This window comes from Albidovulum inexpectatum, from assembly GCF_002927635.1.
GTDB lineage: Bacteria > Pseudomonadota > Alphaproteobacteria > Rhodobacterales > Rhodobacteraceae > Albidovulum > Albidovulum inexpectatum.
On sequence record NZ_PRDS01000001.1, the window covers coordinates 227,774 to 239,172 of the forward strand.

At 65.4% G+C, this 11,399-nt stretch carries 13 protein-coding genes; 9 read left to right on the forward strand and 4 right to left on the reverse strand.

Features of this window, described 5'->3' with window-relative positions; genetic code table 11:
• Nucleotides 1-24: 24 nt before the first annotated feature.
• Together LV82_RS01175 and LV82_RS01180 are read left to right on the forward strand one after the other, a co-directional pair.
• Nucleotides 25-483 (forward strand): hypothetical protein, encoded by a 459-nt coding sequence (locus LV82_RS01175; RefSeq protein WP_104068876.1) that lies wholly within the window; start codon nucleotides 25-27, stop codon nucleotides 481-483.
• A gap of 39 nt (nucleotides 484-522) precedes the next feature.
• On the forward strand, nucleotides 523-990 hold the full coding sequence (locus tag LV82_RS01180; protein ID WP_104068877.1) for a tetratricopeptide repeat protein: 468 nt from the start codon (nucleotides 523-525) through the stop codon (nucleotides 988-990).
• Between the two features lie 57 nt (nucleotides 991-1,047).
• Here the strand turns inward: LV82_RS01180 and LV82_RS01185 are convergent, their stop codons facing one another.
• From LV82_RS01185 to LV82_RS01195, 3 genes are all read right to left on the reverse strand, one after another.
• Entirely contained in the window at nucleotides 1,048-2,070 is a 1,023-nt protein-coding gene (locus tag LV82_RS01185; protein ID WP_104068878.1) for an aspartate-semialdehyde dehydrogenase, read from the reverse strand.
• A gap of 118 nt (nucleotides 2,071-2,188) precedes the next feature.
• A complete protein-coding gene (locus tag LV82_RS01190; protein ID WP_104068879.1) occupies nucleotides 2,189-2,809 on the reverse strand; it encodes a glycosyltransferase family 29 protein in 621 nt (206 codons plus the stop codon).
• Nucleotides 2,806-4,017: an MFS transporter gene (locus tag LV82_RS01195; RefSeq protein WP_104068880.1), complete on the reverse strand. Its 1,212-nt coding sequence runs from the start codon at nucleotides 4,015-4,017 to the stop codon at nucleotides 2,806-2,808. The genes LV82_RS01190 and LV82_RS01195 overlap by 4 nt, the downstream gene beginning before the upstream one ends.
• A gap of 125 nt (nucleotides 4,018-4,142) precedes the next feature.
• On the opposite strand from LV82_RS01195, the gene thpR reads away from it, so the two are divergent.
• The 7 genes from thpR (at nucleotide 4,143) to LV82_RS01230 (ending at nucleotide 10,712) form a co-directional block, all read left to right on the forward strand.
• Nucleotides 4,143-4,685: an RNA 2',3'-cyclic phosphodiesterase gene (thpR, locus tag LV82_RS01200; protein WP_170063327.1), complete on the forward strand. Its 543-nt coding sequence runs from the start codon at nucleotides 4,143-4,145 to the stop codon at nucleotides 4,683-4,685.
• A gap of 1 nt (nucleotide 4,686) precedes the next feature.
• Nucleotides 4,687-6,060 carry a hypothetical protein gene (locus LV82_RS01205; protein ID WP_104068882.1) on the forward strand — a complete coding sequence of 458 codons (1,374 nt, stop codon included), beginning with the start codon at nucleotides 4,687-4,689 and terminating at the stop codon, nucleotides 6,058-6,060.
• 92 nt (nucleotides 6,061-6,152) lie between these two features.
• Nucleotides 6,153-7,445, forward strand: coding sequence for an ABC transporter substrate-binding protein (locus tag LV82_RS01210; RefSeq protein WP_104068883.1), 1,293 nt, complete (start codon nucleotides 6,153-6,155; stop codon nucleotides 7,443-7,445).
• 56 nt (nucleotides 7,446-7,501) lie between these two features.
• Nucleotides 7,502-8,383: a branched-chain amino acid ABC transporter permease gene (locus LV82_RS01215; protein ID WP_104068884.1), complete on the forward strand. Its 882-nt coding sequence runs from the start codon at nucleotides 7,502-7,504 to the stop codon at nucleotides 8,381-8,383.
• A complete protein-coding gene (locus LV82_RS01220) occupies nucleotides 8,380-9,318 on the forward strand; it encodes a branched-chain amino acid ABC transporter permease (RefSeq protein ID WP_104068885.1) in 939 nt (312 codons plus the stop codon). The genes LV82_RS01215 and LV82_RS01220 overlap by 4 nt, the downstream gene beginning before the upstream one ends.
• Entirely contained in the window at nucleotides 9,315-10,016 is a 702-nt protein-coding gene (locus LV82_RS01225) for an ABC transporter ATP-binding protein (RefSeq protein ID WP_104069268.1), read from the forward strand. Before LV82_RS01220 ends, LV82_RS01225 begins: the two co-directional genes overlap by 4 nt.
• Nucleotides 10,017-10,712 carry an ABC transporter ATP-binding protein gene (locus LV82_RS01230; protein ID WP_104068886.1) on the forward strand — a complete coding sequence of 232 codons (696 nt, stop codon included), beginning with the start codon at nucleotides 10,017-10,019 and terminating at the stop codon, nucleotides 10,710-10,712.
• A gap of 5 nt (nucleotides 10,713-10,717) precedes the next feature.
• On the opposite strand, the gene LV82_RS01235 is transcribed toward LV82_RS01230, so the two are convergent.
• Nucleotides 10,718-11,392, reverse strand: a complete 675-nt coding sequence (locus LV82_RS01235) for a DUF1523 family protein (RefSeq protein WP_104068887.1) — start codon at nucleotides 11,390-11,392, stop codon at nucleotides 10,718-10,720.
• Nucleotides 11,393-11,399 lie beyond the last annotated feature (7 nt).

Genomic DNA, 11,399 nt, shown 5'->3' on the forward strand with positions numbered 1-11,399 from the left:
ACCATGTTGCGGCAAGGTCGCGGCATGGAACACGCCAAGGCCCTGACCGCCCCGCACTCTCCCCACGACGCCGCGCCATCGTTGCAGATGGCAAGCGATGACGCACGGCGACTGCCTCCTGACGCCGCGCCCCATGCCGCAACCCATCTCGCAAACCCGGTTCGCTGGCGGGAAACTGAATCCATCCGCAAAGCCGCCCACCGGGCAACGGATTGGGTCGATCTCTTCCGGCGGCTCCGGGCGCTGGGCTATGATCTTAGTCCCACGCGCGATGGTGGCCTGATGGTGCGCAGCTGGCCCCGCGGGCGCCCCGTCCTCCGGCTCGAGGAGCTGGGCTTTGACATGGGCGCCCTTGTCATGCGGTTCGGGCAGTCCTGGCCCGGCCCGAACGGGCGCCGCCGCCGTTCGACCATGTCCGTCCCCATGACCCGTGCCGCGATCATGGATCGCGAGGATGTGCGCGCCGAGCCCGGCCATCCGTGATAGAGTGTCACCGATCAACGGAAAGACGGGAGGACGGCCATGATCCGAGCATGCTCCGCGACGCCCCTTCGGGCGATGTCTCTTGCATTCGGGCTGATCCTGGCCGCGGCGCCAGCCCTTGCTGCCGCGACCGGCGGAGACACGGCAACCGTCCTGTCCCCGCTGGCCCAGGCACGGGCCGAGATCGACGCGGGCCGCTACCCGCAGGCCCTGCGCCTGCTGGCCGCGATCGTACGGGATGATCCGCGCAATGCCGACGCGCTGAATCTCATGGGATTTGCCAATCGCAAGATGAAACGGTTCGGCGAGGCAGCGCGATGGTACGACGCCGCACTGAAGGTCGATCCGCGCCATGTCGGGGCGCTGGAATATCAGGGCGAGCTGTTTGTCGAGCTTGGGCAGATGGACCGCGCGCGGCAGAACCTGCTGGTTCTGAAATCGGTTTGCGGAACTTGCGCAGAATACCGCGATCTGGCGGAGGCGATCACGGCGGGCGGCAACAGCTGAACACGAAACGGGGCGCCCGAACGGCGCCCCGCGATCATTTTCCCCGGGATGCAGTCCCTAGCCCTTCTTGAGACAGCGATTTCCCAGAACCTCGGCGATCTGTACCGCGTTCAGGGCTGCCCCCTTGCGCAGGTTGTCGGACACGCACCACAGGTTCAGGCCATTCTCGACGGTCGGGTCCTGACGGATGCGGCTGACGAAGGTCGCATAATCGCCGACACACTCCACGGGCGTGATGTATCCGCCGGGTTCACGCTTGTCGATCACCATGACGCCCGGCGCCTCGCGCAGGATGTCGCGCGCCTCTTCCTCGTCCAGGAAATCCTCGAACTCGATGTTGATCGCCTCGGAATGGCCGACGAAGACCGGCACCCGCACACAGGTCGCCGTGACCTTGATCGCGGGATCCAGGATCTTCTTGGTCTCGACCACCATCTTCCATTCTTCCTTGGTCGAGCCGTCTTCCATGAAGACGTCGATATGGGGAATGACGTTGAAGGCAATCTGCTTGGGGAATTTCTTCGGCGGCACGTCGGCGGTGGGGTTATAGACGGCCTTGGTCTGGTCCCAAAGCTCGTCCATGCCTTCCTTGCCCGCGCCCGACACCGACTGATAGGTGCTGACAACGACCCGCTTGATGCGCGCACGGTCATGCAGGGGCTTCAGCGCCACGACCATCTGCGCGGTCGAACAGTTCGGGTTGGCGATGATGTTCTTCTTCGCATAGCCCTCGACGGCCTCGGCATTCACCTCGGGCACGACCAGCGGCACATCCGGGTCGTACCGGTAAAGCGACGAATTGTCGATCACGACACAACCCTGCGAAGCCGCGATGGGAGCGTATTTCCTGGTGGCTTCGGAGCCGATCGCGAACAGCGCGATATCCCAGCCGGTAAAGTCAAAGCCCTCGATATCCTTGGTCTTCAGCGTCTTGTCCCCGAACGACACTTCGGTGCCCAGCGACCTGCGGCTGGCAAGCGCGACGATCTCGTCGACGGGGAATTCCCGCTCGGCGAGGATGTTCAGCATTTCGCGGCCCACATTCCCCGTGGCGCCGGCGACAACGACCTTGTAGCCCATTGGGGTCTCCTCCAGTTCAGGGACGAGGCCCAATACCGCATCGGCGCGCCTTGTTAAAGACCCCGATCGCCGCGCGCGGCCCTTATTCGTCCAACACGCGCGGGGCGTTGCGCCGACTTCATGCCCCGACCAGCCGCACCCGCCCGTCGCGCGCGATCAGATCCTCGACCATCCTGCGTTCGGCCGCGAAATCGTGCGGCACCTGGTGGGCATCGCGCGACCCGCTGAGCGACTTCGAGGCAAAGAAATCAAATCCGTGCAGGCTGAGCATCCGCAGGCGGCTGCGCATCAGCAGATCGATCATCATGGCCCCGGTCGTGGGCGGCGCGCCCAGACGATCGCGCAGCGTTGTCCAATCCACCAGCGGGTGCAGGTAGAAGCCGGGCGTGTGCGCCACGCGCCAGCTCAGCCTCTTGCGCTTGTGGCTCATCCACAGGATGCGGCGCGGCGCGATACGATCCAGCTCGGCCGGGCGGATCGAGGTTGCAAGCGCCAGCCAGTCGGTGCGCGTGCCGTGCGAGCGGGCCGACGGCATGGGCGCGCGGTTGATGCGGATGACGATATCGGCCGCGTCGATCATCGCGCCCTCTTCCCGCGCGGCCAGGGATCGCGCATTGCCGACAAGCGCCACCGCCCGCCCCTCCAGTTCGTCCATCAGGGACTGCTGCGGCACGGACAGGCGTGCAAGCGGCCCTTCCTGCCGCAGGGTGCGCGCGATCAGGAAGCCCAGCCTTGTCATCTGCCCTCTCCCATCGAATGGGGCAGGGTCGCCGGCGCCTCGCGACTGAAAAGATACAGGACAAGCCCGACCGCAAGAGGGACAAGGAAGAACAGGAACAGCCGCGAAAAGGCCTGGTCGGCCGGACCGGACTCGACCGCCGCCTGATAGACCGGACGCGAGGCGAACTGCATCACGCCCGCCCCGCCGATGCTGAACATGTTCAGAAAGGTCACGCCGCGCCCAACCAGATGCGGCGGAAAGAAGGCCCGACCATGCGCCATGATCGCCGGAAAGGAGGATCCGAACAGACCCAGCCCGGCCAGAGCCAACGCAGCGGGCCACAGCCCGGCCGACGGCGCGACAACAAGGGCAGACAGGCACAGGGCCGCACCAAGATTGCCCATGAAAACCAGACGCTTGCGCGAACCCAGCAGCCGATCCATCGGGCCATAGGCAAAATTCCCCAGCACCATCGCCAGGGCCATCGCCAGCGTCACGTTCCCGATGACGATGGCAGACGCTCCGAAAACCTCCGACAGGTATGGCCCGGCCCAAAGGCCGCGGATCGCCGCGGCCGGGGCGTAATTGACCGCCATCAGCGGCAGGATCGCCCACATGCCCGGCAGCCTGAGGATGTCCAGAAGCGAGCCGCGCGCGCCTTCGGGTGCGACGGCGGGCTCGGGGTCGCGCACAAACGTCCACAGGGCAAGGGAAATCGCGATCGCCACCGCCGCCAGCGCCCAGAGCGCCGCACGCCAGCCCACCGCCTGCACGAACCACGCAAGCGGCGCGGCACCGGCGATATTGCCCAGCGAACCGATCCCGATCACCGCCCCCGCCAGCGCGCCGAAAGCCGCCGGAGGAAAGGTCCGCGCAAAGATGTAATAGGATGCCATCAGCACCGGCGCGCAGCCCATGCCGATCAGCGCCATGGCCACGTGCAGTCCCATCGCCCCCTGCGCCATCGCAAAGACCATGGCCCCGCCACCGCCGCCAAGACCGAGCAGCACAGACGCCGTCAGGCGTGGGCCCAGCCGGTCGAGCGCGGCCCCGACGGGCATCTGCATCGCGGCAAAGGCGATGAACCAGATGCCCGACGAGATTGCCAGATCCCCCGGTTCAAGCCGCAGATCGGCCTGCAGTACCGGGCTGAGAACCGCCAGAAAGGCCCTGTAGAACTGGCTGAGCACATAGGCCGCCACCAGAAAGACCAGTCCCGCTCGCATCGCCTACCTCTTGCATGGGCATGTCTTGCCGGGCAGACCCTGCGCCAGAACGCGCGGTCGCGCAAGGGCTCCACATCGGGCGATGCCTGTGCTCTGATCGCGCCAGTTTGACGGAGCAACACCCGATGCGCAGCTTCATAGCGATCCCCCTGCCCGAAGACCTTGCCGATCGCCTGGCCGATCTGGCGGAGCAGATCGACATGGGCCGGCCGGTGCCCGCCGAAAACATGCATGTCACGCTGGCCTTTCTGGACGACCAATCCGACGCGGCGCTCGAGCGGATTCATGACACGCTGTCGGGCATCGCGGCGCGTCCCTTCGAACTGGTGATCGAAGGCATATCCACCCTGGGCGGGGCAACGCCGCGCATCGTTCATGCCGCCCTGCGACACAGCCCAGAGCTGGCCGATCTGCACCGCCGCATCCGCTCGCGGCTTCACGGGGCGGGCATCATGCTGCCGCGGGAACGCTTTGTCCCGCATGTCACCTTGGCACGCCTGCCCCGCCATCCCGACGCCGAAGAGCTGGCGCGGCTGGCACGCTTCCTGTCCGCGCATGGCACATGGCCCGGCGGCGCGTTCACGGTGCATGGATTTGGCCTGTTCGCGTCTCACCTGCGGCCCGAGGGGCCGCGATACGAGATGCTGGCCGAATATTCGCTGATCTAGCATGAAGCTTCTGACCTTGATCGCCGCGATGGCGCTGGCCCCCGGCCCGGCATTCGCCCATGCGTCCGAGCGCATGGTCATCCAGACGCTGCCGACGGGCTGGTACATGCTGGGCGCTGGCCTGGCCGTTGCGATCACGGCCCTAGCGATACCCTTCCTGCGCCACCTGCCGAAGGTCCGCGCAACATGCCTGTTCGAGCGCCCGCGCCTGCTGCCGCCCGGCGTGACGAACTGGCTGGCATTCGGGTTGTTCTGGGTACTGGTGGCGGTCGGATTATCTGGCACGCCGGACCCCAAGGAAAACCTTCTGCCGCTGACGGTCTGGACCGTGATCTGGGTCGGCATGACGCTGGCCGTCGCCTTGTTGGGGAACCTGTGGCATGACATCGATCCGTGGCGCGCGCCTGTGGGATTGCTGCGCGCTGCCCTTTCACGCTGGCTGCCCCAAAAGGGAATCGGACTTTCGCGGCTGGAGCACTGGCCGGCGGTTCTGGGCTACCTGTCCTTTGCATGGTTCGAGACCGTCTCGCTGGCGCCCTCCGATCCGGCGCATCTGGCACGCGTGGCAGCGTCCTATTACCTACTGGTGCTGATCCTTGCCGTGCTGGAAGGCGAAGACTGGCCGCCACGAGGTGAATTCCTGAACGCCTATTTTGCGCTGGTCTCGCGCGTCGCGCCCTTCTGGGCGGAACCCCGTGGCGACCGACTGCGTATCATGGCCGCGCTACCCGGCTGGCGAATCCCGACCCTGCCGCCGCTATCGGTCTCGGCCATGGCGTTCGTCACGCTTGTCCTGTCGTCGGTCACGTTCGACGGGCTCAGCGAGACATTCCTCTGGGCCGGCTGGATCGGCGTCAATCCGCTGGAATATCCCGGCCGCTCGGCCGTCATGGGGGTGAACACAGCGGGTCTGGTCGCTGTCTGGGCGGCGGCCTCGGCGCTTGTCCTGGGCGCGATTGCGCTCAGCCTCCCCGGGGGCCGATCACGGCATGTCGCCGGCCCCCTGATGCTGTCCCTTTTGCCCATCGCGGCGGGTTATCACATTGCACATTACTTCGTGGCGCTGCTGACGGACGGCCAATACGTTCTTGCCGCGCTGAACGATCCATTCGGCCGGGGCTGGTCGCTGCTGGGTCTACCGGAACACTGGGTCTCGTTCGGGTTCCTTTCGACCCGATCGGGCGTCCTGGCGATCTGGTCCTTCCAGTTCGCGGTCATCCTGGTTGCCCATCTGGCCGCGGTGATCGTGCACCATTCGGTATGGCGCGGGCTGCACCTGCCCCAGACACTGACCGCGCAACTGCCCATGACGGCGCTGATGGTGGCCTATACGATTCTGGGGCTGTGGCTTTTGTCGGCGCAGACCATCGGATGACGCCACAGCAAACTTTTCACAACCGCATCGTCGCGCTACAAGGCTTTCGGGTCCGCAACCTGGGCGGCCCGGCATGAAAGGGCTTGTAACGAATGAAACGTGACGACCTGAAGGTGACGCCGACCCGGCGCGACGTTCTCAAGGGCCTGGGCGCGACCGGCGCGATAGCGCTTGGCGGCCTGTCCGCGCGCTATGCACAGGCGCAGTCGGCCGAACCGATCCGGATCGGGTTCCAGCTGCATCGCACGGGGATCGGGGCATCCTATGGGCGGTGGTATGAACGCACCGCAACCGCGGCATTGAAGGTTCTGAACGACCAGGGCGGGATCAATGGCCGGCCCGTGGAAATCCTGTTCGAGGACGACGGCACCGATCCCCGTCGCGGCGCCGAGGTCGTCGAAAAGCTCGTCATGCAGGCGCGCTGCGACGTGGTGATGGGAACGCTCTTCAGCCATGTGGTGATGGGGTCCGCCCCCCGCGCGGGCGAACTGCGCGTGCCCTATCTCGTGTGTTCGGAAGGGCACCATGTGGCCTCGGGCGCGCTGAACCGCTGGGTGCTTCAGCCGGGCATCACCGATGTCAAGAGCCAGGTCCAGTCCATGGCGCCCTTCGTCACGCAGAACCTGGGCCGCAAGGTCACCATGGTCTTTCCGGACTATGCCTTTGGCCACGATCACCGCGACTTCTTCACCGCTGCGGTGGCCGCACAGGGCGGCGAGGTCATCAAGCATATCGCAATTCCACCGACCGAGACGTCGTTTACCCGCTATTTCCCGCAGATCCCGCGCGAAACCGAGGTTCTTTATCACGTCATGGTCGGCCCGTCGGTTCTGACCTTCGTCAAGGAACTGGGCGAGTTCTATGGCTCGGGCGCGCGTCCGCAGCTCTTCGGTTTCATCGACAGTCTCGAGGCCGTGGCGATCGACTCGCCCGGGCTGGAATTCCTGGAAGGTTCGCATTTCTGGGAAGGCCATCCGCGCTATCGCCAGGACGACGCGGGCGAGCACGAAGACCTCTATCGTGCCGCAGTCGGCGTCGATGCCAACGGTGCGTCGGTCACGGACCCCAGGGACGTGTCCACCTATTCGCACATGTTCTCGGTCTGGGAGACACTGTTCATCCTGAAACGCGCCATGGAAGCGGCCGAATATCGCGGCCCTGCCGATCGTCAGGCCGTGGTCGAGGCGATGGAGGCAATGACCGAGTTCCCCGAAGGTCTGGAACATCCGCAGGGGCCCAAGCTGTTCAATGGCCGCACGCACCAGGCCTTTGGCCTGCAATCGATCAGCCAGGTCCGGAACGGTCGCCTGGTGCGCGTGCATCGCACCGCGATGGAAGATGGCTTCTATCCGGACGAAGTCGATTACACGACCATGAGCTTCTGACCCAACCGCGCCGGACGGGTTCCGCCGCCCGGCGCAAGCCTTCGGGATCGTATCGCGTGGATTTCGGACCGTTTCTGCTGCTGGCCGTGATGGAAGGCCTCGTCTCGGCCGCGGTTCTGGCGCTGACCGCCTCGGGCTTGTCGCTGGTCTTTGGCATCATGCGGGTCGTCAATGTCGCGCATGGGGAATTCTTCATGCTGGGTGCGGTTCTGGCGTGGTTCGTGTCGCAGTTCGTCCCCGGCCCGGCGGCGCTGTCCTTTGCCCTGGCACTGATCCTGTGCCCGCTTGTGGTCGGGTTGCTTGCCGCGATTGCCGACTGGGCGGTGCTCAAGCGGCTGAACTACGAACCCGAAGCGACGATCGTCGCGACGATCGGCATTCTCTACATCCTGCAACAGGCCGCGCTCAGTCTCTTTGGTCCCGACGCCCGACCGGTGCCCGCGCCCGTCGATTTCCGGGTGCAGCTGCCGTGGTTCGGCTATGCCGGCTACAAGCTGGTCGTCGTAGCTGCCGCCGCAATGATCCTGACGCTACTATGGGTCGTTCTGTCACGCTCGCGGGCCGGGCTGATCATGCGCGCCACGCAAGAGGATCGCGACATGGCGCGCGCCTTTGGCATCAATGTCGATCGCGTCTATGCCGGCGTGTTCGCACTTGGCGCGGCCCTGGCGGCGATGGCTGCGGTTCTGGTCGTGCCGATCACCCAGGCGCATTACCTGATGGGCGGTGATCCGCTGCTGTTGTCCTTCATCACCGTCATCATCGGCGGCCTTGGCAGCCTGCGCGGCACCCTGATCGCGGCCATCGTGATCGGGTTGACGGACGGCATCGTCTCGACCTTCTTCGCACCTACCCTGGCGCGTATCGTCGCCACGCTGGCCGTCGCGCTGATCCTTGTCGTCCGGCCTCAGGGCCTTTTTGGACGGACCGCGCCATGACGGCGCGCATCCTGTGGACGCATGTCGGTGCGCTGGCCGCCCTTCTGGCCGCGCATGTCCTGCTGCCGGCCTATCACCACGGCAACCTTGCGCGCATCATGGTGCTGGCGATCTACGCGACGGGCTACAACATCGCCTTTGGCTATACGGGCCTACTGAGCCTTGGCCATGCGCTGTTCTTCGGGGCGGGACTGTATGCTGCGGGCCTCACAGCCTATTACACCGGCCTGCCGGGCTGGCTGGCGCTTCTGGCAGGCCCCGTGGCGGGCGGGGCGGTTGCCCTGGCGCTGGGATCGTTCGCGCTGCGCACGGCCGGGGTGGCCTTCATGATCGTGACGCTGATGTTTGCGCAGGCCTTCCACCTGGCGATCCTCTATCTTGGGCGCTGGACACGGGGCGATGAAGGGCTGGTGATCGCCCGCGCCTCGCGCCAGCTCTTCGGGCTGGACCTGGCCGACGGGTCGGTGCGCTTCCTGGTCGCATGGGCGCTGTTTGCTCTGACCATGGTCGCGGCACTGATCATCGCCCGCAGCGGACTGGGCCGCGTCATGGTCGCCATGCGCGAGAACGAGGAACGCTCGCGCATGCTGGGCTATGATCCCTATATGACGAAACTGATCGCGCTTGGCCTGTCCGGTGCGATGTCGGGCCTTGCGGGCGGGGCTTATGCGCTTCTGTTCGGCTATGTCGGCGCGTCGCTGGCCTCGGTCCAGTATTCGATCCTGCCGCTTCTCTATGTCCTGCTGGGAGGTGCGGGAACCGTCCTTGGGCCGCTGATCGGAACCGTCGCGATGTTCTACCTGATCGATCTGGCCAGCAACGTGACCGACGCCCATCAGCTTGTCACCGGCGCGGCATTGGTGCTGCTGATCCTCTTTGCGCCCCGCGGCATACTGGGATCGATAAGGGACAGGTTCGCCCGATGGATTCCATGACGCTGCTGGAAACGCATGACCTGACCCGGCATTTCGACGGCATCCGCGCCGTCGATGGCGTAGATCTGTCCCTGCGACAGGGAGAGATCCACGCCTTGATCGGACCGAACGGGGCCGGCAAGACGACGCTGGTCAGCCTGCTGTCGGGCCGCATTCGCGCACAGTCCGGCCGCATCCTGTTCCAGGGGCGCGACATCACCGCCATGCCGGCCCATCGCCGCGTGCGGCTGGGCATTGCCTATACGTTCCAGATCACGCAGATCTACCGGGCGCTGACGGTATTTGACAACGTGGCCCTGGCCGTCCAATGGCAACGCCCCGCGAATGCCGCCGCCATGGTGATGGAGGCGTTGGAGCGTGTAGGGCTGCAAGCCGAACGGGACGCGATCGCCGGGACACTCAGCTATGGCCATCAGCGCCTGCTGGAACTTGCGATGGGGCTGGCCCTGAATCCCCGCCTGCTGATCCTTGATGAACCGACGCAGGGCCTGGCCGAGTCCGAGATCGCGCGGTTTGACGCGATCGTGCGGTCAGTGGTGCCGCAGGCGACCGTGCTGCTGATCGAACACAACATGGATGTCGTCATGCGGCTGGCCCAGCGCATCACCGTGCTGGACCTGGGTCGCGTTCTGGCCACCGGGACGCCCGAAGAAATTCGTGCCAACCGGGCCGTGCAGGCGGCCTATCTGGGGGAATGAATGCTGACGCTCGATCGGGTCACATCTGGCTATGACGCGGTGATCGTGTTGCGCGACCTTTCCCTGTCCGTTTCCGGCGGAGAGGTCCTGTGTCTGATGGGCCGCAACGGCGCTGGCAAGACAACGATCCTGCGGACCATCATGGGGCTGGTTCGCCCACGCTCGGGCCAGATCCGGCTGGACGGCCGGCGCCTGGACACGCAGCCCGCCCATGGCATTGCGCGCGCCGGCATCGGCTATGTGCCCCAGGGCCGACGCCTGTTCGGAGATCTGAGCGTAGCGCAGAACCTGACGATCGGCCTGATGGCCCGCGACCGGCCCCAGCGCACAAGGGAAACCGTCCTGCAGCTTTTCCCCCGCCTGCGCGAGCGCCTGAACCAGCCCGCCCGGACGCTTTCGGGCGGCGAACAGCAGATGCTGGCCATCGGCCGCGCGCTGTGCATGGAGCCCAAGGTGCTGTTGCTCGACGAACCCAGCGAGGGGTTGCAACCCTCGATGATCGCGCTGATCCGCGACACGATCGATGCACTCAGGCGCACCGGCGTTGCCACGATCCTGGTAGAGCAACGCGTGGACACAGCCCTGGCCGTGGCGGACCGGATCGGGTTTGTCGCGGGCGGACGGATCGCCGAATGCCATCCGGCAAGCGACCTTGGCCCCGATTCCGAAGCCTTCCATCGGCATGTCGGGGTCTGACCGGATCAGATCCGCGGTCGCCCGCGCCAGGTATCCAGCCAGTTGCGAAAACGCGCCCACAGGCCCCGCGCGTTGCCGCGAACGCGGTCGGCGCGCTCATCCACCCTGTCCCATGCATCGCTGACATCCTCGACGACCGGGTCGATCATCCGCTCGCGGAACTGCAGCCACATGCGGCGCAGCACCAGAAACAGGATGCCCAAAAAGACGAAGAAGAAGATGTTGAACCACGGGATGATGGTCACATCCGGGCCCTCGACCGGCTCGATATCGATGGCGTTGGGAAAGACCGACAGGAACACGATGCGCCATCCATAATGGGTGACGACGACCCATTTGGGATTTTCGGCGGTGGATTTCAGATCCTCGGCCTTGGTCTGCAGATTGGCCGTGTCGAACTTGAAATAGGGCGGCCAGTTCCAGCCCGTATCCTCGTTGCGATAGACCATCGGCTTGCCGTTCGGCTTCACCGCCTGAATGAACTGGACATCGCGATTGATCAGCCCGGTGGACTGGTCATCGGGCGTCGCCCAGAAGATGCGCGTCCAGTCGTTCAGGTCCTGCCGCTCCTGGTAGGTGTTCACGATGCGCACGATGTCGTGCTGTGGCAACGTGTAGTGCAGGAAAGCCCCGACGATCAGCACCGTCAGCGAAATCAGGGTCCATTTAACGTATCTCATTGGCGCC